Genomic DNA, 22186 nt, shown 5'->3' on the forward strand with positions numbered 1-22186 from the left:
AGTTAAAAATCAATAGAGGATAATCTCTATTGATTTTACCATTCAAAATAAGTAGCAGCAGCTAAAATATTATCATAAGTAAGTTCTTCTTCTCCAAACTCAGTTTTAATAACTATTTTTTCTTCATTTGCACTTATAAGTTCACCTTTAAAAACATCAGTAGCAAAGTTCTTTACTTTAACTTTTTCACCTACAGAAGCCATAAAGTGTTCTTTCTTTTTTAATTTTCTTTCAATACCAGGGGAACTAACCTCAAGTACATATTCTCCATTCATTGGCTCATCAAGATCTAAAATTGGAGAAATCATTCTTGAAACTTCAGCACACTTATCTAAGCTAGTTCCACCCTCAACAGTAATAGAAACTCTAAATATATTTTTATCATGTTCTCTTACAGTTGTAATATCATAAAGTCTTGCACCAAGACTCTCTACCGCCAATTTTATAGATTCTTCTAAATTCATTCTTCACTACTTTTTGTTTTTCTAATTTGCATAAATAAATCTTCAATATGCTTTGATTTTTCTAATGATGTATCATTTACAAAATTAAAATTAGGACATTTATACCAACCTGTACTTGCTAAAATATGTGTTTTTATTCTTCCATTAGCCCTATGCAATAGAGAAATAATTATTTTTATCTCTTCTTTATCATAATCACTACCATCAAAATAAACTATTGCATCATATTTACCATTTTTACAATTTACACCAGTTATTGGTAAAGAGTTAATTCTATTATCATCTAAATTTGACAATGCTTCAGGAATTAACTCCATTAGTAAAGATTCTGTTCTTTGTAAATTTACACTTTTCATTGTTAGTTATCTACTGAAACTTTCTCTTCGATTTGAATAAATGTTTCAATAAAATCTCCAACTTTGATATCGTTGAATTTCTCAAACATAATTCCACACTCATAACCATTTGCAACTTCTTTAACATCATCTTTAAATCTTTTTAATGATGAGATTTTACCTGTATATGTAACAACACCATCTCTGATGATTCTTGCATGCCCACCACGAATAACTTTTCCATCTGTTACTAAACATCCTGCTACTGTTCCAACTTTTGGAACAACAAATGTATCTCTAACTTCAGCTTGTCCTGTATTCTCTTCTCTAATAACAGCACTCATCATTCCAGATAAAGCATCTTTTACATCATCAATTAAATCATAAATAATTGAATAAGTATTAATAGTCACACCATCAGCTTTTGCTTTTGCTTTTACAGATCCTGTTGGTCTTACATTAAATCCTAAAATAATACATCCATCAGATGCACCTGCAAGTATTAAATCAGATTCAGTAATTCCACCAACTGCAGAATGAATTACTTTTACTTTTACTTCATCATTTGCAATTTTTTCTAATGAACCTTTAATAGCTTCAAGAGAACCACCAACATCAGCTTTAATAATTACTGGTAATTGTTTAATTTTTCCTTCAGCAATCAATCCACTCATTTCTTCTAATGAAACTTTTGTAGATTTAGATAACTCTTTTGCACGTGCATGTTCAGCTCTAGTTGTTGCAATATCTCTAACTTCTTTATCTGAATCCATTGCAACCATAAATGAACCCGTTGTAGGAACATCATTAAGACCTAGCACAGTACCTGTTTCTGAAAGTCCTAACTCTTTTACTGGTTTTCCATTATCATCAGTAATTGCTTTTACTCTACCAAAAGTTGTATCACAAACGATATTATCACCTATTTTTAAAGTACCATTTTGAACAATAATTGTAGCAACTGGACCTCTTCCTTTCTCAAGTGAAGATTCAATAACTGTAGCTTTAGCTTTAGCAGTTGGATCAGCTTTTAACTCTAAAAGTTCTGCTTGGATTAAAATATTTTCTAATAAATCTTCAATTCCTTCACCAGTTCTTGCAGAAACTCCAATAAATTCAATATCTCCACCCCAATCAACAGGAGTTAAATCTCTCTCTGCCATTTGAGCTTTTACCATATCAGGATTTGCAGTTTCTTTGTCCATTTTATTCATTGCTATAATAATTGGACAACCACTTGCTTTTGCATGAGAGATAACCTCTTCTGTTTGCTGTTTAACTCCATCATCTGCAGCAACTACAATAATAATAATATCTGTAACATTAGCACCTCTTGCTCTCATAGCAGAGAAGGCAGCATGCCCAGGAGTATCTACAAAAGTAATTTTTTGACCATTTTTTGTAACCGTGTAAGATGAAATATGTTGTGTAATTCCACCTGCCTCACCAGAAGCAATTTTAGAACTTCTTATTTTGTCTAATAAAGAAGTTTTTCCATGGTCAACATGCCCCATGATTGTAACTACAGGAGGTCGTGTTACAAAAGATGTTTCATCAATATCTTCACCTAAATAATCTTCTACATAATTCACATCTTCCAATGCATCTTTTACAGTTACTTCAATACCAAACTCTTCACCAAGAATTTCTAATTCATCTTGTTTTAAAAAGTCATTTTTAGTAACCATCATTCCTAAGCTAAATAGTACAGTAATAACTTCAGCTGGAGATTTTCCACAAGCTTCTGCGAATTCATAAACCCTAATATCTTCAGGAATAGTTACTTCTGTAATTTCTACACTTTCTTGTGTTCTAGAAATTCTTTTTTTTCTTTTTCCTCTTTTTAAACCTTGAGGTGCATTACCAAAAGCTGCTGGTCTTGAACTTCTTGATTGTTTTGCAGGATTTTGAGGTTTAGGCTCATCAAAAATTTTAAATGTATCTCCCAAATCCATATCTAGTAAAACTACTTCTTCTCCTAATAATGAATCTGTAGAACTTGAAAAGTCATCAGAATATTCCCTATCAACTTCAAGTTTTTTACCATGAACTTGAGCTTTTACAGTAGTTTTTTTCTTCTCTTTTTTTACTTTAGTTCTTTTTGCTTCTTCAGAAAAATTTTGATTGTTTTTTACTGTATTTTTATCTTCATCTTCTGTTCCACCTAATATTTCGCTAAGTGATTTCATTTGTTTTTTTGATTGAGATTCATTATCTATTGTATTATTTGATGAATAAGTAGTTAATTCTTCTTTAGGTTTTTTCTTTTTAATAATTACCAAACCTCTTCTTTTTGGTACTATTTTATTAGGATTATCACTATTTAAGTCAGGTTTTTCAGTGTTTTCTTCTTCAACTTTTGAAGGAGCTTTCAATACAGGTTTAGATATTACAACTTTCTTTAATTCAGTTCTTTTAACTTCATTCTCTATTTCTGGCTGTTTTGTTTCTACTTTTACTTTTTCTTCTACAACTATTTCATCATTTTTAGATTCAACTATTGCTTCTTCTTTTTTTACTATTTTTTTAGCTTTTGAAGTTGATTTACTAGGCAACTTAGAACTTTTTCCAGTCATAATATATTTTGTAATCTCTTCTGCTTCTTCATATGATACTGCACTTTGTGGTGATTTAAGCTCTATTCCTAAATCTTTTGCTTTTGCAATAACATCTTGGCTACTTGCTCCCGCTTCTTCTGCAATTTCATAAACTCTTACTTTATCTGACATCTGTTAGCATCTCCTTAAGTTGGGTAACATACTTATCTTTATTTTTACACTCTTTACAAAGTGATTTTTCGATTTTGTTAAATTCTTTTAAATTCATATCTTTTTCAAGAGAAGATAAACAACCTTGACAAAGATAGAAACTTCTTCCATTATTGTCATAAAAAGACAACTTTTTATCTTTACATTTTAATCTTAATAACTCTTTTTGTTCAAACTTACCCTTGCAAATAATACAAGTTCTTAAGATTCTTTTTAAATTAGCCAAGCATTATACCTAAAATATGCTTAATCTCAAAAATTATCAAATTTCAATTCTCACACCAGTATTATCAAAATCAACAGTAAAAACTCTAAAATGAGGAAATCTAAATTTCAATGCTTTTTCTAAATTTTTACTATCATCAGCATGAGCTATTGAAAAAAGAGTTGATCCAGAACCTGATAAAGTACTCATCAAAGCACCTTCTTTTAATGCAGTTTTTTGAACATCAAAAAGTTCTGGCATTTGCTTCATTCTATATTTTTGATGAACTTGATCATTTGAAGCAAGCTTCAACATATCCCAATCTTCAGCCATAAAAGCAGCTGTTAATAGTGAAGAGTGTGAAATATTAAAAATTGTATCTTCTTTTGAATATTTAAAAGGAAGAGTTTTTCTTGATAATTGAGTTGAAATAGCTCTATTTGGCACAACAACTACTGCTTTTAAACTTTTTGGTATCTCTTTTCTAATATATTTAACTTCGTTTTCTTGAACACAAGCAACATTAAATCCTCCCATAACAGCAGGTGTTATATTATCAGGATGACTCTCATAAGCTAAAGCTAAATTAAGTAATTTATCTTTTTCAAGTTTGATTCCTTCAATTGCATAAGCACTTGCAATTGCAGATACAATAACTGCAGATGAACTACCTAAACCTCTTGACAAAGGAATCTCATTTTGAAATTCAAACCTAAAAAATCTTTTTTTGTGAGATAAGTTATGATAAAAATCATTAAAAATAGAGATAAACATATTATTATCTTTTAAAGCAGGATTATTAGAACCCTCTCCTTTTAAAGATACACTATGAAATTTTGATGGTCTAATTATTACTTGATTTTTCATTGATATTGCAAGACCAAGACAATCAAATCCTGGTCCCAAATTTGCACTAGTAGCTGGAACGCTTACTTTCATCCATTTCCTTTTTAAACTTTAAACAGCTGGTAAATTATATATTGGCAGTGTTTCTTTGTTAAAATTATATTTTTCTATACACATAGGTAATTTAAAGTCGTGGATTATACTATCTTTTTCTAAAAAATCTACTTTAATCTCATTATTTGTTTTTATGAAATATTTTTTACCTAATGCTTTTATAGGTGAATTTGAATTAAATTCAAATCCATCTATTGCATTTAATTCAATATTTTTTGTTATACAAATCGTTTTCAAAAATAAATATGCAACTTTAATTGCCATAAAAGAACCAGGAGAATTTACATAAATAATTTTATTAATATTATAATCTTTTAATAAATCTTCAAATAATTCAGGTAATAAATCAGAAGTTTTTCCATCAAGTTTAAACTCTTTAATCAACTTCTTTTTTTCATAAATACCAATCAAAAGCGGATTTGAAATAGTAATAACTAAAACTTCTATCAATACTTTTCCTTAAGCTTTTGCATATGCCATTTCAAACATAACAGCTTGTTCACTAGCTTCTTCTAAATCTACAATTTCATAATTTGATTCATCTTCATATAATTTTTTTGTCAATAAATGATTTAAATGATGACTACCAGCAATAGCATCGTACTCTCCAACCATTGTATATTCTAAAAGAGCCATATCTCCTATTGCATCTAATATCTTATGTCTTACGAATTCATCGTCATATCTTAAACCTTCAGGATTTAAAACCTTTGTTTGGTCAAGCACAATAGCATTTTCCATACTTCCACCCTGTGCTAGTCCAATACTTCTTAGATATTGAACTTCATGTAAAAACCCAAATGTTCTAGCACGACTAATATTTTCTTTATATTCTTCTATTGAATAATCAAAGTGAAAATTTTGTTTTCCAATAGCTGGATGTTCAAAATCTATTTCGAAATCATATACAATTCTATTTGATGGTTTTAAACAAACTCTTTTTCCATCTGGAGTTGTAACTTCAACCATTTTTTTAACTTTAATAGCTTTTTTACTTTTATCTAGTTCTTTTATTCCTGCTTCTTCTATTAACATACAATAACCTGATGAACTTCCATCAAGAACAGGAACTTCATCATTGTCTATTACTATTCTTAGATTATCTATTCCATAAGCATAAACAGCAGATAGAAGATGTTCTATCGTAGAAATTACTACACCATCTTTTCCAATTACTGTTGCCATTTTAGTATCAACAACAAACTCTTTCTTTAATGGAATTGTAACTCCTGCATCACTTCTGTAAAAAACTATACCCATATTACTATCAAGTGGTTCAAGTCTCATTTTTACAGGAACACCTTTGTGTAAACCTATTCCTACAATTTCTACTTCATTTGCTAATGTTCTTTGTTTCATTTATTATTTCCATTAATAATTTTAATAGCATCATTCATTGTTTTATTTAAATTAACTTTTATCCATTCATGATCTAACCATTCATTTGGATTTACTTCAGTTCCTTGAACTAACATACCAAAATGAAGGTGATCACCAAATACAGCACCTGTAGCACCAGTTTTCCCTATTAATTGTCCTCTTTTTAATTCATCACCAACTTCAACTGTTGCACTACTCATATGAGCATATAATGAACCTAGTCCTAAACCATGATCAACAATAATAGAATCTCCATAAATTCCTAAATAATCTTTAAATATAACTTTCCCAGGATTTGTTATATTAATTTCAGCTCTCTTAACACTTGCCCAATCCATTCCTAAGTGCCAAGCTTCATCGATTTTTTCTTCACCATAAAAATAGTGTCTTCTTTCTCCATATTGTGCAAAAGTTGCAGAGTTCGGAAGTCTGACAAATGGCTTAACATCAAAATTTATTTTTCCACTCTCTTTGATATTTTTCATAACCACATCTTTTATAGTTTTAACATTTTTTTCTCTTAATTCTTTGTTTGCTTTTACAAAAATATCAACTACATTAGAAGGAACTACCATATCACTATTTTCTAAAACTTGTCTACTTATATTATTTACAAAATCATCAGAAATCTTTATATTATCAACTTTTTCTTTGAAGCTTTTTATATAATATGGAATTTTAGTAATTGTTTTATTTCCAGCCATATCAACAGCAACCAAATTTACTCTTTTAAATTCATTTATCTCAACAGGCCATGCAATAATTGAAATATAAAAATTCTCTTTATAAAAAGGAAACAGTTCAAAAACTTTTTCATCGTTAAAAGTTATATAATAGTCCTTTAAATTATCATCATTGATTTCAACAACCACTATTCCACTTCCACCTTGTCTTAGTAAATAAGAATTAGCTATAACATTTGCAACAGGACTTCTTTTATCTATTATAATTTTTGATTTTTTTGAAGCTTCATTACCTCTAAAGAAATTCCATTTACTATTATCAAATGCATGAACCTGAATAAATCCACTACTTGGCTTATATAATTCACCTAAAACTGGAGGAAATACTTCAAATTGAATAGTTCCTTTTTCTTGTGCTACAATTTTACTCTCTAACTTAATCTGTTTTTCACCATCAATAAATGTAAAATCATAAGATTTTATACTTACATCATCAGAGATAAGAACATCTATTGGCTTTTGTAAATTCCAATAAATCTCTTCATTCATAGAAATTTTAGGTGCATTTCTTTCAAAAGTTGAAGATAAAAATACAAAACCAACAACACCCACTAATACGAATAAAATTACATATACTAGTAATCCCTTAATACTATTTTTACTACTTGTAAACTTCAAGAACTTCCTTTAATACTATTTTTTTTACCTCTTCAACATCAAGTATATTAAGTGTACAACCAGCAGCATTAAAATGCCCACCTCCACCAAAATAACCTGCTATTGAAGACACATCAATTTTACCTTTTGAACGTAAAGATACTCTTGATGTTCCATTTACAACTCTTACAAAAAATGCAATTCTAACAACAGCAATACTCATAACCATATCTAAAGCATCTTCACAATCTCTACTATGAGCTCCTGTTTGCTTAAACCACTCTTCTTTTGCAAATATTGTTGCTACCTCTCCTTCTTTATATAGTTCTAAACTATCTAAAACTTTGGGTATTATTCTATATTTTGCCAATGAATCTCTTCTTAAAAGCTTATTTGCAATATCAGAAGGACTCGCTCCACACTCAACTAAAAAATTGATTTTTTCAAAAGTGATTTCATCACATCGACTCAATGAAAAAGCCAAAGTATCATCATAAATACCAACATAAAGTGCAGTAGCTGAATTTTTTGTTATGTATAAACCATTATGTTTAAAAAACTCAAATACCAACTCAGCAGTTGAACTTTTCATAGGATCAACTATATTAACTGTACCAAAACCTTCATTTGATTGATGATGATCAAAATTTATAAGTGGAATTGAAGGATCAAGTTCAAATCCTAACCTTTTATAAGTTCCACAATCCACACTAATTGCCAAATCAAAAAAAGCAGGTAACTGATCCGTTATCTTATCAAATCTTGGAATAAAATCTAAATTTTGTGGTAAATCACTACTTATATTAAAAACTTTATGTTTTATTCTATTTTCATAAAATAAATTGGATAAAGCTAATGCAGAACCAATTGAATCAGGATCGGGATTTACATGAGTGATGATTAGTATATATCTACTCTTTTCTATAAGTTGTAAAGCTTTTGTATACTCAGCCATATCAACTTTATTGTTTGTAATAAAATCTTTTTTCATCCCTCTTCCCTCTAGGAACTTGAAAATTTATTTCAAGCCTAATATTTACAAATCTTGATTTTCAAGACTTGTACACTAAATCTATCAAAAACTTACTAACCAAAAGTTAATCAATCTTTTTTAATCAAATTTCATAGAAAAATCAAGCCATGTTGCTTGATGAATTATACTTCCACTGCTAATAGCATCAACACCAGTCATAGCATACTCTCTTATAGTTTCAAAATTTATATTTCCACTAGCTTCGAGTAAAATATGTGGATATTCTTTATTTCTAAATGTTACTACTTCTCTTATTTGCTCAGGTGTCATATTATCACACATAATAATATCACCACCTGCTGCCATAGCTTCCTTTACTTGCTCAAAAGTTTCACACTCTATCTCTATTTTTGTAACCCAAGAAATTCTTTTTCTAGCTTTTTTTACAAATTCTGCAAGATTGTCTATAGTTCTTAAATGAGTATCTTTTAACATCAAACAATCATCAAGTCCAAGTCTATGATTTATAGCTCCACCCACTCTACTTGCATATTTTTCAAAATCTCTTAATTGTGGTCTTGTTTTTCTCGTATCAAGTAAGACAACTCCCGTATCTTCAATCATTTTTGCATATTTATTTGCTTGAGTTGCTATTCCACTTGCATGTTGTAACATATTTAGAAATGTTCTCTCACTTGATAATAAAATAGAAGCTTTTCCTTCTAGTTCTGCTATAACGTCACCTTTTCTTAAGACATCACCATCATTCTTCAAAAATTTACAATCAAATTTTTCTGTTCTTGCAAGAACTCTTGCATATTGAATACCTGCTAAGATACCATCTGATTTACATATAACTCTTGCAGTAAACCTTCCTTTTGGAGCAACATCGAAGAATAAATCTCCTCTTCCATTATCTTCAATAATGGCATTTTTTACAAATTTTTTGATATTTATCATACTTCAAACATCCTTTCTAATGCTACTTTCGCCCACTTAGCAGTATCTTCTGATACAAAAATCTCATTCTCTTTTGAAATATTATCATCTTTTATAGATTTCAAAGTTTTATAAACATCTTCTAGTGTTGTTTCATTCATAGTTGGACACTCAGGTTTTGTAGAACTTAAAATATATGTATTTTTCGTTCTTAATCTATTTACCATATTAAATTCTGTTCCAACAGCTACTTTTTGTTTTTCATCCAAACCTTTTATATATGTTATTAATTGTGAAGTTGAACCAACAAAATCAGCAGCATCACAAACACTAGGGTCACACTCAGGATGAACAGCAATTAAAATATCAGGAAATTTATTTCTATAAAACTCCACATCTTCTACAGAAAATTGTTGATGAACTGAACAAAAACCGTTATAACAGATAATATCAGCTTCTTTTAAATCACTTCCATCACCAACAACAGCAGATTTTAGTTTTAATGATTTTGCAAAGTTTTGCCCCAAACATCTATCAGGTACAAAAAATATTTTTTTACCTGAATGTAAACCTTTTTCTATGATTTTATAAGCATTTGAAGATGTACAAACCATACCGCCCATCTCCCCAACTTTTGCTTTTACTGCTGCACTTGAGTTTATATATGTAATTGGTAAGATATTTTCATTTGGAATACCTGCTTCATTTATCTTTTTTAGATTTTGCTCATAATATCCCTCATCAATCATCCTTGCCATTGCACAACAAGCGATTTTTGGCATCAAAACTCTTTTTTGTGGACTCATAACTTTTACGCTTTCACCCATAAACCCAACTCCACAAAAAACAACAAATTTTGAATCAGTCAACATCACTTTTTTTGCTAATTCCAATGAATCCCCAGTAATATCAGCTAACTCAAAAACTTCATCTCTTTGATAAAAGTGTGCTACTAAAGTAACATCTAACTCTTCTTTTAGTTTTAATATTTCTTCTTTTAAATTCAAATATAAACCTTCGTATTTTTATTAAATGTGAATATAACAAAATTTTAGTTATAATCTCATTTAATTCAATAACATAAGGTTCTAAAATAGAACCATTATAAAAGGTAATAAATGGATTTTTTCTCAAATACAAATGTTTTATTTTTTATTGCAGCTTACCTAGTAGGCTCTATTCCTTTTGGTTCAATCCTAGCAAAAACTTTTGCAGGTGTTGATATAAAAACACAAGGAAGCAAAAGTATTGGAGCTACAAATGTTTTAAGAGTAGTAAAAGAAACAAACCCAAAACTGGCAAAAAAACTAGGAATTGCTACAGTTTTACTAGATGCTTTAAAAGGAACAGTTGTATTACTTGCAGGTTTATATTATGGAGTTAGTGATTCTACACTTTGGGCTATTGCTGTACTTGCTGTTTTAGGACATTGTTACTCTGTATATTTAGGTCTTGAAGGTGGAAAAGGTGTTGCTACAGGACTTGGTGTTTACATAGTTCTTATTCCAATTCCCACATTAATAGGTGCTGTTGTTTGGATAGTTTGCGCGAAAGTTTTAAAAATCTCATCTTTATCTTCACTTTTAGGACTTTTAGCTGTGATTGTTAGTGCAACATTTTTAAATGATGGCTTAAATATAGGCTCAAATGTTCCTATGTATCTAATAGCATTTATCATCTTTTACAAACATATTCCAAATATAGTAAGAATTATAAAAGGTGAGGAGAAGAAAGTTATATGAAGATAGAAATATCAAATCTAACTTTTAAATGTATTATTGGAATACTAGATTTTGAAAGAATAAAAAAACAAAAAGTTGTGATTGATTTATCTTTTGAGTATGAATTCTCAAAAGATATCTTTATAAACTATGCAGATGTAGCTAATCTAGTAGAAAAAACTATGAAAAAAGAGAAGTTTTTACTTCTTGAAGATGCTATCTTATACTTAGAAAGACTTCTAAATAAAACATACACTATAACAAACCTAAAAATCAAAATCTCAAAACCAAATATCTTAAAAAACTGTGTAGTAAGTCTGCAAAACTAAAATAATAATCTATATGTTAATTTTAGCTTTATTAAATAGAAGACAAAAAAAGTCTCAAATTCCCCTAATAATAGCATTTAAACAGCATTAATAGTTGGTTAATTAAAAGTTAACTTAAATTAACAGTTAATTAACACTGAAAATAACATTTTAAGAAAACTTTAAAATTTAGTGCTGTAGAATGGTCGCAACGGTATGTCGGAAAAGGTTTAAAACCTAGGTTTTAGATGAGTTCGCGCGCTCCGATAGACTGAATAAAGATTTCGAAATTTTAGGAGAACAAATGAAAAAAATCGCAAAATTAAGTTTAGTTGCAGCTGTTGCAGTTGCTGGTTTATCAACTGCTAATGCTCAACCATTAGAAGAAGCAATCAAAAATGTAGAAGTATCAGGATCTGTTGTTTACAGATATAATGACTACAATAGAGATACTGTTAATACTCAAGCAGGTCAAAATTCTGATACAAACAATAACTATAAAGTTGCTTTAAATCTTTCTTCAAAAGTAAATGAAGATCTAAAATTTAACTCAAGATTTATCATTGGTGGAGCAGATTCAGGTTTCGCAGGATTAAATACACAAACTGGAAGTGATTCAAATGTTGATGTAACTTTATCTCATGCATATTTTGGATATACAGGTTTAGCAAATACTACTGTTAATGTTGGTAAACAAGGTTTAACAACTCCATGGACTGTAGCTATTGATTCAGATGGTGCAGAGCAAACTGGAACTGGTATCTTAGCACTTACAACAGTAGGACCTGTAACTTTAGCAGCAGCTTATTTTAACCAAACAAATTTAGATAATTCAGGTGATTATACTGGAACTTTAAATGCATTAACAAAAAATGGTAATGCTGGTAGTACAGATATCGTTACTGTAGGAGCAATCGCTAATCTTAACCCTGTTACTTTAGATGCATGGTATTTAGATATGGCTGAAACTTTTGATACTTATACAATCGGTGCAAAAGCTGATTTAGATTTATCACCTGTTAAATTAGGTATTGATGCAAGATATGCTTCTTTAGATTTAGATGCTGCTAATACTCCTGCGCATTCTATGGCTAAATTAGTAGTAACTGCAAAAGCAGGTATTGTTAATGGTAAATTAGCTTATGCTATGACTGATAAAGATGGTGGTTTAACTGCATTAGATAACGATGCTAATACTACTTTATTAGGATGGAATTTAACATCTAATAATAAAACTGATGCTGATTACTGGCAAGCAGTTGTTGGTGTAGATGTATTATCTAACTTAAACTTATCAGCTAACTATGGTAACTTACAATGGAATCCTACTACTACAACAGAAAGAGAGCAAGAAGAAATTTATGCTCAATTAACTTATAAAATGAGTAAAAACTTATCTACATATATTAGATATGGTTTATTTGATGATGAGTTAAAAGCAGCTGGTACTACAACAGAAATCGCTGATGACGTAAGAGGAAGATTACAAGTTGAATATACATTCTAATATTTTTAGAGTATAAAAACTTTTTACTTCAAAGGGTTGGGTTTATCCCAATCCTTTTTTTATTTAATATCTTTAAACTTATTCCTATTCAAAAAACTTCAATAGTCTAAACTTTAATATTATCAAAATTTAACCTTATTATGCTAAAATCTTATAAAATTAAAAAAAGGATTTTATCTTGAAAAAAGCAATTCTTTCAGCTATTTTATTATTTGGAGCTACATCAATTTTTGCTCAAACTACTATGTGTTTCAAAGAAAATCACTCATCAATGAGCACTATTGAAAACATAGCTTTAAATGGTGGTGCATGTGATGGAAAATATTCTGTAAATGATATGAAGAAAAAAGGTTGGATTGTTGATGATATAAAAATCTCTCAATCAGCAAATGGTATGAACTTTATCTATATTTTAAAAACTCCTACAGCAATAACTCCTATTATTGCGGGAAATGTATCAGGGAATACTGAAGATATGGAAGCTAGAATTTTAGCAAAATTAGAAGAGAAAAAAGTAGCACAAGAGAAAGCAAAAGTAGAAGAAGAGTTAAAAGAAGCAGCTATTGATGCACAAAATATTTACACAAACAAGTGTCAATCTTGTCATGGAATAAATGGTGAAAAATCAATATCAGGTTCAAGAGCTTTAAAAAATTTAACAGTTGAAGAAATGGATGAATCAATCAAAGATTATAAACTTGGAAGGGTAGATAGAATGAGTGCAATAACAACTGCACCAATTCATACAAATAACCTTGATACTAAAACTATTAAAGGTATTTATCATTATTTAAACAATTTAAATAATAAATAAAAGAATAAGGCTTTGCCTTCTCTTTTATTTTTTAACTCTAATCACTCTTTATACATAATTAAAGTATAATTCCTTTTTTTAAAGGATTAGAACTACATGGACGCATACGAATACTCAGAACTATTAAAACTTCTAAATACTAAGCTTAAAAATATCAAAGGTATATTAAAACCCGATGAATTAAATAAAAGACTAAAAGAAATTGAAGAAGAAGAAGCCTCTCAAGACTTTTGGAACAATGTAGAAAATGCTACAAAAATTGGTATTGAAAAAAATAGAATTTTAGGTAAATTAGCCAAATTTAATAAAGCAAATGACTCATTAAAAGGTACCAACGAACTATATGAAATGGCAAATGATGAAAAAGATGAAGAAACTTTAGAGATGCTTTACGATGAAGCAGAAGAGTTAGAAAAACTTATCAAATCAACTGAAATTTCTGTAATGTTATCTAATCCTGATGATGCTTCAAATGCAATAGTTTCTATTCATCCAGGAGCTGGTGGTACTGAATCACAAGATTGGGCAAGCATACTTTATAGAATGTATCTTAGATGGGCAGAAAGAAATGATTTTAAAGTTGAACTTCTTGATTATCAAAATGGTGATGAAGCTGGTATCAAAGATGTTTCTTTTATCATCAAAGGAGAAAATGCTTATGGATATATGAAAGCTGAAAACGGTATTCACAGACTTGTTAGAATCTCTCCATTTGACTCAAACGCAAAAAGACACACATCTTTTTCATCTGTTATGGTGAGTCCAGAAATTGATGATAATATTAACATTGTGATTGAAGATAAAGATATTAGAATTGATACATATAGAGCAAGTGGAGCTGGTGGACAACACGTAAATAAAACAGAATCAGCTATTAGAATCACTCACATTCCAACTGGAATTGTAGTTCAATGTCAAAATGATAGAAGTCAACATAAAAATAAAGATAGTGCTTTTAAAATGTTAAAGTCAAGACTATATGAGTTTGAGCTTGAAAAACAGCAAGCAACTAAAGATGGTGTTGAAAAAAGTGAAAATGGATGGGGACATCAAATCAGATCTTATGTTTTACAACCATATCAACAAGTAAAAGATAGTAGAAGTAACATAGGTTATTCAAATGTTGATGCTATTTTAGATGGTGATATAACTAAAATTATAGAAGATGTTTTAATAGCAACTTCTAAATAATTTTATTCCCTATTACAAATAATTTTATAACTACAATAAATACAGTTTGATTTATCTTCACATTTAGAAAAAGAGATTTCTCCTTTTGAAATCTCTTTTATTTCATCAAATTTTAGACTCAATAAATCAAGTTTTTCATTTAAGACCTCTTCTTCAATTAAAGAAGTTTCATTTAAATTGTAATAGTAAGCTTTTATCTTATTTGTTTGAAAAAACTGATTCATTGCAATATAATAAAACTCTAGTTGAAAATCATCACTTTTTTCATAATTTTTCAAAGTATCAACACTAAGTGTTGATGAAGTTTTGTAATCAATAAGTTCATAATTTTCTTCGTATTTATCTATTCTATCAATTACACCTTTAATCTTTATTCCATTAAATAAGCAATCAAAGTTTTTTTCTAAAGCGATAATTTTTCTATTTTTTAATCGTTCTTTATCTAATAAATAAAAATCATAAAGTTTCTTTTTCCAGATCTCTAAATCTAAAATCAAAAAAGGATTCTTACTTTGATATTTAGTAAACAACTGCTCAATTTTTTCAAAATTCAAATCATCGAAATTATCATTTAAAGTATAAAAATCTTCTAAAATAGAGTGAATTATTTCACCCAATTCATAAGCTTTTGGTTTTAAAGAAATTGTATGTTCTTTAATCTTTAAAATATACTGTAAATAAAATTTTCTTCTACATTGAAGAAATATCTTAAAAGAAGTTGCAGACCATATAAATTTTGTTAAATCAATTTTTTCTATAATATCTTGTTCAAAATGTGATATTTTATGATTATCATATAAAATATGTTTATAAAAATTATCATTTATATCTGTAATAATTCTTTTTTCAAAAAGTTCATTTGCAAATCTTGAAATCTGATTTATGTCAGAATTAACATAAGATATAAAAACATTTTTAGATGAATTCACTAACCTTTTATAATAATACTTTTGTAAATTCTCCCTATCAAACTGTGTTGGTAAATTTGATAATTGTTTTAATTTTGTTGACAAAAATTTATCTTTTATTGAGATTTTGGGAATAAATGATTCATTAAAATCACAAATTATTACAGCATCAAACTCCATAGCTCTGGTTTCTAATAACCCTAAAACTGTAATTTTTCCAGAATTTACATCATCTAAAGTTATTTTTACTAATTTTTGCAAAAATATTTTATATACATCTTTTAATAAAATATTATTTTGTCTTGAAAAAAGAATGATGTTTAATTTATATAAAAGTTCATCATATTTTTGTATTAGTTCTACATTTAACTCTTTTGATTTTATAAAATCAGTAACAAATAAAAAATTTTCTTTTGATATAACTTTATTCCATAAATACTTTATTTTTTCATCAATTACTTTTTTATCAATTCTTAGAAATTCTAAATTTGATATATTTTTTATTTCAGATTCACTTAAATACAAATATATTGCATTTGCAATTTGGTAAAGATTTGTATTTCTTATACTTTTCCCCATTGCATAATTAAAGTAATTCTCATCATCGAATAACTCAATATATGAAGCAAAACTCTCATCAGGTAACACTAATGCAATATTAGAAGGATTTATACCTTTGTTTATACAAATTTGTATAGATGATTTTATATATGCTATTTGATTTAATCTTGAAGAGAATCCCTTTGTTTCTAAAAATTCTAATCTATCTATTATAGGTATTTCTTCTAAAATCTTCTTATTCGTCAAATCTAATTTATATTTATAATCTAATTTTATCTCTAAATCTAAATCTTTAAACACTTCTAAAGATTTTTGATTATAAGAGTTTGAATAAAAAATAATCTTAAAATCAATAAGCTCTGATATCTTGATAATCATATCAAACTCTATTTTTGTGAAGTATCCTTCAAAATTTAGCTCTATTTCATTAAATTTTTGTAAAAAATCTTGATTTATTTTATAATGATTATCTATATTTATTCTATCAACATAATTATTATTTTCCAAAATATTTATATAATTTGTTTTTATTGATTGAAGTATTTGTAGATGTTCTAAATAAAAATCATAAGTATCTACATCTTGTATTTGAGATATTTCTACTTTTTCACTAGATAACTCTAGAAAAAATCTATAAATATAATCACTTTGTTTTAGAAATTTTGTAAAATTATCAGAAATTCCAAGTTTTTTTATATCTATATTTTTTATCGCTTCATTTAAAAAAAGAACTCTTTGTTCTTCTTCACAATATTTTAAATTAGATAAAGTTATAGATTTTTTAAAAAACTCATCAATTGTTAAAGTTGAAGGCAAAAGAGTATTTTCACTCTTTTGCTTTGAAATAAGTTCACGTATTACTCTTGAAGTAGGGAAAACTAAAAGTTTTTTTTTAAATTGCATTTGTCTTAATATAGATATAACCTACATTTTCATCAACTATAAAACTACCTGTAATAAGCCAGTTATTTTCATCTTTTATTTCTATACTTGAATTAAAAGTTCCATCAATATTAGTAAATTTTTCATTATCTAATATAGTATCACTATCAGCTGAAATAGTTTTACTTACAATAATTTCAATTTTAATATCTTTTTTTTCATTTGTTAATTTATCAGTAACAATTACTTTTAAACTATTTTGACCAACCTTTAAAATATTTTTATGTTCTGAATATTTTTCTAAAACTCTCTGTGATAATTTTATATCATCTGTTGTTAATCCAAATTTTACATTGTTTATATAAAATTCAAAATTATACTTAGATTGAAAAACTGCATTTGCTTCCATCATATTATTATAGTTTTCATCAACATCTTGATACTTTTGCATAAAGCTTCTATCTTCAATAACAGGAACACTTATTGCACTTTTTACTGTCCAAATAATCATAGAAAAAACAAAACTAAAAATACCTATAAAAAACAGTGGCCAATAATTTCTTTTCATGCTTTTACTTTCTTCTTTTTAAAATTGCATAAGTATATGCTAATAATCCTAAAACTATTAATGTATACATAGTAACACGCCAAATAGTACTAGAAACTTTACCACTATTTCCTATACTACTTTCAAGTTTTATATCTCGTGATTCTGCTAAAATATCACCAATAGCAGCATAACCATTTAAAGTTGCTGCGCTTACTTTTGCATAAAGTGTATTTTTATCTTTTGAAGCTAATAAAGGAACTACATAACCATTTAAAATATCATTTTTATCAAGGATATTTTTTAGTTCATCACTAATAAGTAGATTGACATGTGTTTCGTCAACTGCAATAGTTAATAATACATAAGGTTTATTAAGCGTATTAACAATTTCATTTTCAATAACTTTTATAGCTTCTATCTTATCTTTTGTATTAATATTTTCACCTAAATCTAAAGTAGATTTTGCATATACATATATATTAACACCTAATTTAGATTTAACTTCAGCACCTATTTCATTTATTTTGATTTTTGCTCTATCATCTATTAATTTATCATCATTTAATATAAAATCTTGAGCCAGTAAATTTGAGCATAAAAAAAGCAGAAGTGAGAAAATCACCCCTACTTTAAGAAAATTAAATTTTTTCATTAACCAACAAACACTTTTGTAGCATCAAAGTAACCATAGTATGCAGTCATAACAGCTGCAACTACAAGTAAAATACCTATAATTTTTTCCATATTTTACCCCTTATTTACCATTACCAACAAGTTGGTATTGTGTATGATTTTCTGAACTATTCATTTTTAGACCATTTAAATCTTGATTAATTTGGTAAAAATTTGTAGCTTCATTTTGTTGTACTTTTATTCCATTATAAGTTAATACTCCAAGAATAGTTAATAACAACACTGTTGCTATTAACATTCCTGTTATACCATGTAGTTTAAAAGTTCCTCTTTCGTTTTCGTTCATTTGTGTATTACCAGCCATATTACTCTCCTAAACTTCTGATGTATGAAGCCAATGCTTTTTCTTGAGTTTCATTAAGTCTTCCACTAAAGCTAGGCATTGAACCAATATTCCCTTTTTTACCATCTTTTAATACAGCCATAACTAAAGCATCATCATATGCTCTAATATTAGGTGCAACAAAAGGCATACCTTCACCATCAGCGCCATGACATCCAGCACAAACAGCATAAGATGCAGGTTGTTCACCTTTAAATCCATTTGCAATATATTCTGCAACTTGATTAATTTCAGCTTCTTCAGTTAACATCATTGGAGGCATTCCACCTGGATATGATGATGCTAAATAATTAGATCCATTTTTGATAACATGTACAATTTGGTCTTTAGACATTCTTTTTGTTAAATCTTGAGCTTTTCCAGCAATTCCCTCTCCATCTACACCATGACAAGGTGCACATTGAACTAAGAAAAGTGATTGTCCCATAGCTTTTAAAGTTTCTTCAGATGGGTTTTCCCATTTTTTCTCAAATTTAGCATTGTATTCTAAAGTTTCTTCATTCCATTGACCAATTTGTGAAAATCCATTAATTGGATAACCAACTGTAAAATACCAAAACATCCATAAAATAGTTCCGATAAATGCTAATCCCCAACCTGTTGGAATTGGGTTTTTATATTCACCGATACCATCCCATTTCTCTTCTGCTAGCTCTCCACTTGCCGTATCATTTTTCATTTGATTAACATATTTTAACGCAACGAATACAGTAATTGTAATAATAGCTACTGCACCTAACATAGTTAAACTGTTAATATAATCATCACCGTTAAAAGCATCACCTGCTGCAAAGTAAGTTCCTGCTAATAAAGCGATGATAAGAATTATTCCACCTATAACCATAGATTTCATCTTATTTCTCCTTATTATCTATATCTTTATCTTTTTTTCTTTCTTCTAGAGGAGATGAAACACTTGAGTCATCATGTACAAGTTTTGAGTATTTTTCGAAATCTCTTTCACCTGTTCTTTGTCTTTTATATATAGAATAAGCATAAGAATAAAATATGATAAATACTATTAAAACTAAAAAGAATTTAGTATATCCTTGTACCGTAAGCAGTGTCTCATAATCCATCTATAACCCCTATTTTAAAGAATTTAAATATGCAATTAAAGCAACTATTTCAGGAACTTGACCATTTGCAACAGCTTGTTTTACTGATTCATCTTTCATATCAGCAACAATTAATTTTGCTTCTTCTAAAGCAGCAGCTTTAGCTTCTTCCCATGAACCAAGTTTTGGCATACCTTCTTGATCATATGGAGTAGCAAAAACAGTTTTAACTGTATATGCTTCAGCATATGCTGTCTCAATATCAGCTATGTTTGTAAATTGGTGCTTATATGCAGGCATAATACTTCCAGGAACAACTGCTGCTGGATCCCACATATGATTTTCATGCCAATCTGTAGTTCTATAATTTCCAACTCTCATTAAATCTGGACCTGTTCTTTTTGATCCCCATAAGAATGGTCTATCATAAGCATACTCACCAGATAAAGAATACATTCCATATCTATCAGTTTCTGATTTAAATGGTCTAATTAATTGCGAGTGACAAGCGTTACAAGAATCTTTAATATACACATGTCTACCTGCTAACTCAAGAACACTGTATGGTTTAGTACCAACAGTTGGTCTACTTTGTTTTGCAAAATCTGGAATAACTTCAACAATACCTGCAAATGCAACAAAAACGAATACTAGTACCGCAAAGAAAAACGGTCTTTGTTCAAACCAATGAAACATAATTTCTCCTTTTCTTACGCAGCTACTGGTGTAGCATTTACTGGTTCTTTATCAAGTACTCTACCACATTTAACTGTTTTGTAAATGTTGTAAGCAAATAAGAAGAATCCAATTAGGTATAATAACCCACCAACTGCTCTAATTGTATAGTATGGATGTAATACAGTAACTGTATCAATAAATGAATAAACTAATGAACCATACTCATCATAAGCTCTCCACATCATACCTTGAGTAATTCCAGCAATCCACATTGAAGTAAAGTATAAAACAATACCTGTAGTTTGTAACCAGAATTGTGTATCCATTAATGATTTAGAATATAATTCTCTTTTATACATTCTTGGAACCATATGGAATAATGCTGCCATAATCATAAATACAACCCATCCTAAAACACCATCATGTACGTGTCCTGGAATCCAGTCAGTAAAGTGTGCAATAGCATTTACAGATTTAATAGCTTGGATTGGTCCTTCAATTGTTGATAACATATAGAAAGTTGAAGCTAATACCATAAATTTGATTAGTGTATTTGTTTGTAATTGTTGCCACTCACCCTTCATTGTTAAAAGCATATTAATAGCTGATCCCCATGATGGTAAAATTAAAACAACAGACATTACTGAACCCATAGTTTGCATCCAATCTGGAACTGTTGAATAAATAAGGTGGTGTCCACCAGCCCATAAATAAACAAATAATAATCCCCAGAATGCTAAGATAGATAGTTTATATGAATAAACATTTTGTCCAGATTCTTTTGGTAAGAAGTAATAAATCATAGCAATAATAGGAGTTGTGAAAACAAATGCAACTGCATTGTGACCATACCACCATTGAACTAATGCATCATTAGTACCTGAATACATAGAAACAGAGTGAATCCATGAACCATAACCAGAAACTAAAGCTGTTGGAACTTCCATATTATTGAATAAATACAACATTGCAACTGCGATAAATGTAGCAATGAAATACCATAAAGAAATATAAAGAGTTCTCTCTCTTCTAATTCCAATTAATCCAAAAATCGAAATACCCCATAAAACCCACCAAACAACAACTAAGATATCTAATGGCCACTCTAATTCAGCATACTCTTTTGAAGTTGTAATACCCATAAAAAGTGTAACAACAGCTAAAAGAATTGTAATGAAATATAAAACAAAGTGTAATTTAGCAATAGCCATTAAAAAAGGTGACTCTTTTAATGATACTTTTAAAACTCTTTGTCCGATATAATACCATGCCGCAAAAATACCACTTAGAGCAAAACCAAAAGCAACTGCATTAGTATGCAAAGGTCTTAATCTACTAAATGTACCATACTCCCCAGCTAAATAGTTTAACTGTGGAAACGCCAATTGAAACGCAAGTATAACACCAATTGTCATACCTATGATACCAAACAAAATTGTTGCAAATGTAAAGGCTTTTGCAACTGAGTAATCGTACTCAATTTGTGCACCGTTTTGCATCAATCTCCTCCTACTAATTTTATATACAAGTCACAAAATTGTCACTCATTGCGGTAATCATAGCTAAGAAAAACTTAAAATTAACAAAAGAATTAACGAAAAATTAACA

The 22186-nt window shown here is 28.6% G+C and carries 24 protein-coding genes; 5 read left to right on the top strand and 19 right to left on the bottom strand.

Going from position 1 to position 22186, the window contains the following annotated elements; translation table 11 throughout:
- Nucleotides 1-35: 35 nt before the first annotated feature.
- The 11 genes from rimP to nadA form a co-directional block, all read right to left on the bottom strand.
- A complete protein-coding gene (gene rimP, locus AAQM_RS11190; protein ID WP_129094713.1) occupies nt 36-464 on the bottom strand; it encodes a ribosome maturation factor RimP in 429 nt (142 codons plus the stop codon).
- A complete protein-coding gene (rbfA, locus tag AAQM_RS11195) occupies nt 461-820 on the bottom strand; it encodes a 30S ribosome-binding factor RbfA (protein WP_129094712.1) in 360 nt (119 codons plus the stop codon). Before rbfA ends, rimP begins: the two co-directional genes overlap by 4 nt.
- 2 nt (nt 821-822) lie before the next feature.
- On the bottom strand, nt 823-3528 hold the full coding sequence (gene infB / locus AAQM_RS11200) for a translation initiation factor IF-2 (RefSeq protein WP_129094711.1): 2706 nt from the start codon (nt 3526-3528) through the stop codon (nt 823-825).
- Nucleotides 3518-3793: a DUF448 domain-containing protein gene (locus AAQM_RS11205; protein ID WP_129094710.1), complete on the bottom strand. Its 276-nt coding sequence runs from the start codon at nt 3791-3793 to the stop codon at nt 3518-3520. The genes infB and AAQM_RS11205 overlap by 11 nt, the downstream gene beginning before the upstream one ends.
- Nucleotides 3794-3829: 36 nt before the next feature.
- On the bottom strand, nt 3830-4711 hold the full coding sequence (gene thrB / locus AAQM_RS11210) for a homoserine kinase (protein WP_129094709.1): 882 nt from the start codon (nt 4709-4711) through the stop codon (nt 3830-3832).
- A gap of 18 nt (nt 4712-4729) precedes the next feature.
- Nucleotides 4730-5182, bottom strand: coding sequence for a hypothetical protein (locus AAQM_RS11215; RefSeq protein ID WP_129094708.1), 453 nt, complete (start codon nt 5180-5182; stop codon nt 4730-4732).
- A 9-nt stretch (nt 5183-5191) separates the two neighbouring features.
- Nucleotides 5192-6091 (bottom strand): UDP-3-O-acyl-N-acetylglucosamine deacetylase, encoded by a 900-nt coding sequence (lpxC, locus tag AAQM_RS11220; RefSeq protein ID WP_129094707.1) that lies wholly within the window; start codon nt 6089-6091, stop codon nt 5192-5194.
- Nucleotides 6088-7473, bottom strand: a complete 1386-nt coding sequence (locus tag AAQM_RS11225; RefSeq protein ID WP_129094706.1) for a M23 family metallopeptidase — start codon at nt 7471-7473, stop codon at nt 6088-6090. The genes lpxC and AAQM_RS11225 overlap by 4 nt, the downstream gene beginning before the upstream one ends.
- Nucleotides 7457-8443 carry a DHH family phosphoesterase gene (locus AAQM_RS11230; RefSeq protein ID WP_129094705.1) on the bottom strand — a complete coding sequence of 329 codons (987 nt, stop codon included), beginning with the start codon at nt 8441-8443 and terminating at the stop codon, nt 7457-7459. The genes AAQM_RS11225 and AAQM_RS11230 overlap by 17 nt, the downstream gene beginning before the upstream one ends.
- Nucleotides 8444-8563: 120 nt before the next feature.
- Nucleotides 8564-9385 carry a carboxylating nicotinate-nucleotide diphosphorylase gene (nadC, locus tag AAQM_RS11235; protein WP_129094704.1) on the bottom strand — a complete coding sequence of 274 codons (822 nt, stop codon included), beginning with the start codon at nt 9383-9385 and terminating at the stop codon, nt 8564-8566.
- Complete coding sequence (gene nadA, locus AAQM_RS11240; protein ID WP_129094703.1) at nt 9382-10371, bottom strand: quinolinate synthase NadA; 990 nt, start codon at nt 10369-10371, stop codon at nt 9382-9384. Before nadA ends, nadC begins: the two co-directional genes overlap by 4 nt.
- A gap of 111 nt (nt 10372-10482) precedes the next feature.
- Between nadA and plsY the strand changes: the two genes are divergently transcribed.
- The 5 genes from plsY to prfB all read left to right on the top strand — a co-directional run bounded on the left by plsY (nt 10483) and on the right by prfB (nt 14905).
- Nucleotides 10483-11106, top strand: a complete 624-nt coding sequence (plsY, locus tag AAQM_RS11245; protein WP_129094702.1) for a glycerol-3-phosphate 1-O-acyltransferase PlsY — start codon at nt 10483-10485, stop codon at nt 11104-11106.
- On the top strand, nt 11103-11414 hold the full coding sequence (locus tag AAQM_RS11250) for a dihydroneopterin aldolase (RefSeq protein ID WP_129094701.1): 312 nt from the start codon (nt 11103-11105) through the stop codon (nt 11412-11414). Before plsY ends, AAQM_RS11250 begins: the two co-directional genes overlap by 4 nt.
- A gap of 283 nt (nt 11415-11697) precedes the next feature.
- Nucleotides 11698-12900, top strand: coding sequence for a major outer membrane protein (locus AAQM_RS11255; protein WP_129094700.1), 1203 nt, complete (start codon nt 11698-11700; stop codon nt 12898-12900).
- 178 nt (nt 12901-13078) lie between these two features.
- The gene (locus AAQM_RS11260) at nt 13079-13714 is read left to right on the top strand and encodes a c-type cytochrome (RefSeq protein WP_129094699.1); all 636 of its coding nucleotides are present in this window, start codon (nt 13079-13081) and stop codon (nt 13712-13714) included.
- 96 nt (nt 13715-13810) lie between these two features.
- Entirely contained in the window at nt 13811-14905 is a 1095-nt protein-coding gene (prfB, locus tag AAQM_RS11265; RefSeq protein WP_129094698.1) for a peptide chain release factor 2, read from the top strand.
- Nucleotides 14906-14907: 2 nt separating this feature from the next.
- Here the strand turns inward: prfB and AAQM_RS11270 are convergent, their stop codons facing one another.
- The 8 genes from AAQM_RS11270 to ccoN all read right to left on the bottom strand — a co-directional run bounded on the left by AAQM_RS11270 (nt 14908) and on the right by ccoN (nt 22077).
- A complete protein-coding gene (locus tag AAQM_RS11270; RefSeq protein WP_129094697.1) occupies nt 14908-17277 on the bottom strand; it encodes a PD-(D/E)XK nuclease family protein in 2370 nt (789 codons plus the stop codon).
- The gene (locus AAQM_RS11275; protein ID WP_129094696.1) at nt 17267-17824 is read right to left on the bottom strand and encodes a hypothetical protein; all 558 of its coding nucleotides are present in this window, start codon (nt 17822-17824) and stop codon (nt 17267-17269) included. The genes AAQM_RS11270 and AAQM_RS11275 overlap by 11 nt, the downstream gene beginning before the upstream one ends.
- A gap of 4 nt (nt 17825-17828) precedes the next feature.
- Nucleotides 17829-18458 carry a hypothetical protein gene (locus tag AAQM_RS11280; RefSeq protein WP_129094695.1) on the bottom strand — a complete coding sequence of 210 codons (630 nt, stop codon included), beginning with the start codon at nt 18456-18458 and terminating at the stop codon, nt 17829-17831.
- A 102-nt stretch (nt 18459-18560) separates the two neighbouring features.
- A complete protein-coding gene (locus AAQM_RS11285) occupies nt 18561-18803 on the bottom strand; it encodes a DUF4006 family protein (RefSeq protein ID WP_129094694.1) in 243 nt (80 codons plus the stop codon).
- Nucleotide 18804: 1 nt separating this feature from the next.
- On the bottom strand, nt 18805-19695 hold the full coding sequence (locus AAQM_RS11290; protein WP_129094693.1) for a c-type cytochrome: 891 nt from the start codon (nt 19693-19695) through the stop codon (nt 18805-18807).
- Between the two features lies 1 nt (nt 19696).
- Nucleotides 19697-19921, bottom strand: a complete 225-nt coding sequence (locus AAQM_RS11295; RefSeq protein WP_128986462.1) for a cbb3-type cytochrome oxidase subunit 3 — start codon at nt 19919-19921, stop codon at nt 19697-19699.
- 9 nt (nt 19922-19930) lie between these two features.
- Nucleotides 19931-20596 carry a cytochrome-c oxidase, cbb3-type subunit II gene (gene ccoO / locus AAQM_RS11300; protein ID WP_129094692.1) on the bottom strand — a complete coding sequence of 222 codons (666 nt, stop codon included), beginning with the start codon at nt 20594-20596 and terminating at the stop codon, nt 19931-19933.
- A gap of 14 nt (nt 20597-20610) precedes the next feature.
- Nucleotides 20611-22077 carry a cytochrome-c oxidase, cbb3-type subunit I gene (ccoN, locus tag AAQM_RS11305; protein WP_129094691.1) on the bottom strand — a complete coding sequence of 489 codons (1467 nt, stop codon included), beginning with the start codon at nt 22075-22077 and terminating at the stop codon, nt 20611-20613.
- Nucleotides 22078-22186 lie beyond the last annotated feature (109 nt).

Origin of the sequence: Arcobacter aquimarinus (genome assembly GCF_013177635.1) — a bacterium.
Lineage (GTDB): Bacteria > Campylobacterota > Campylobacteria > Campylobacterales > Arcobacteraceae > Aliarcobacter > Aliarcobacter aquimarinus.

What these genes read in the sequence shown, in the direction of transcription:
- prfB (WP_129094698.1), top strand. Translation starts at nt 13,811, where the DNA reads ATGGACGCATACGAATACTCAGAACTATTAAAACTTCTAAATACTAAG.
- AAQM_RS11290 (WP_129094693.1), bottom strand. Translation starts at nt 19,695, where the DNA reads ATGAAATCTATGGTTATAGGTGGAATAATTCTTATCATCGCTTTATTA.
- AAQM_RS11295 (WP_128986462.1), bottom strand. Translation starts at nt 19,921, where the DNA reads ATGGATTATGAGACACTGCTTACGGTACAAGGATATACTAAATTCTTT.
- thrB (WP_129094709.1), bottom strand. Translation starts at nt 4,711, where the DNA reads ATGAAAGTAAGCGTTCCAGCTACTAGTGCAAATTTGGGACCAGGATTT.
- AAQM_RS11270 (WP_129094697.1), bottom strand. Translation starts at nt 17,277, where the DNA reads ATGCAATTTAAAAAAAAACTTTTAGTTTTCCCTACTTCAAGAGTAATA.
- rbfA (WP_129094712.1), bottom strand. Translation starts at nt 820, where the DNA reads ATGAAAAGTGTAAATTTACAAAGAACAGAATCTTTACTAATGGAGTTA.
- AAQM_RS11275 (WP_129094696.1), bottom strand. Translation starts at nt 17,824, where the DNA reads ATGAAAAGAAATTATTGGCCACTGTTTTTTATAGGTATTTTTAGTTTT.
- ccoN (WP_129094691.1), bottom strand. Translation starts at nt 22,077, where the DNA reads ATGCAAAACGGTGCACAAATTGAGTACGATTACTCAGTTGCAAAAGCC.
- infB (WP_129094711.1), bottom strand. Translation starts at nt 3,528, where the DNA reads ATGTCAGATAAAGTAAGAGTTTATGAAATTGCAGAAGAAGCGGGAGCA.
- ccoO (WP_129094692.1), bottom strand. Translation starts at nt 20,596, where the DNA reads ATGTTTCATTGGTTTGAACAAAGACCGTTTTTCTTTGCGGTACTAGTA.
- AAQM_RS11285 (WP_129094694.1), bottom strand. Translation starts at nt 18,803, where the DNA reads ATGGCTGGTAATACACAAATGAACGAAAACGAAAGAGGAACTTTTAAA.
- rimP (WP_129094713.1), bottom strand. Translation starts at nt 464, where the DNA reads ATGAATTTAGAAGAATCTATAAAATTGGCGGTAGAGAGTCTTGGTGCA.
- AAQM_RS11255 (WP_129094700.1), top strand. Translation starts at nt 11,698, where the DNA reads ATGAAAAAAATCGCAAAATTAAGTTTAGTTGCAGCTGTTGCAGTTGCT.
- nadC (WP_129094704.1), bottom strand. Translation starts at nt 9,385, where the DNA reads ATGATAAATATCAAAAAATTTGTAAAAAATGCCATTATTGAAGATAAT.
- plsY (WP_129094702.1), top strand. Translation starts at nt 10,483, where the DNA reads ATGGATTTTTTCTCAAATACAAATGTTTTATTTTTTATTGCAGCTTAC.
- lpxC (WP_129094707.1), bottom strand. Translation starts at nt 6,091, where the DNA reads ATGAAACAAAGAACATTAGCAAATGAAGTAGAAATTGTAGGAATAGGT.
- AAQM_RS11230 (WP_129094705.1), bottom strand. Translation starts at nt 8,443, where the DNA reads ATGAAAAAAGATTTTATTACAAACAATAAAGTTGATATGGCTGAGTAT.
- AAQM_RS11250 (WP_129094701.1), top strand. Translation starts at nt 11,103, where the DNA reads ATGAAGATAGAAATATCAAATCTAACTTTTAAATGTATTATTGGAATA.
- AAQM_RS11280 (WP_129094695.1), bottom strand. Translation starts at nt 18,458, where the DNA reads ATGAAAAAATTTAATTTTCTTAAAGTAGGGGTGATTTTCTCACTTCTG.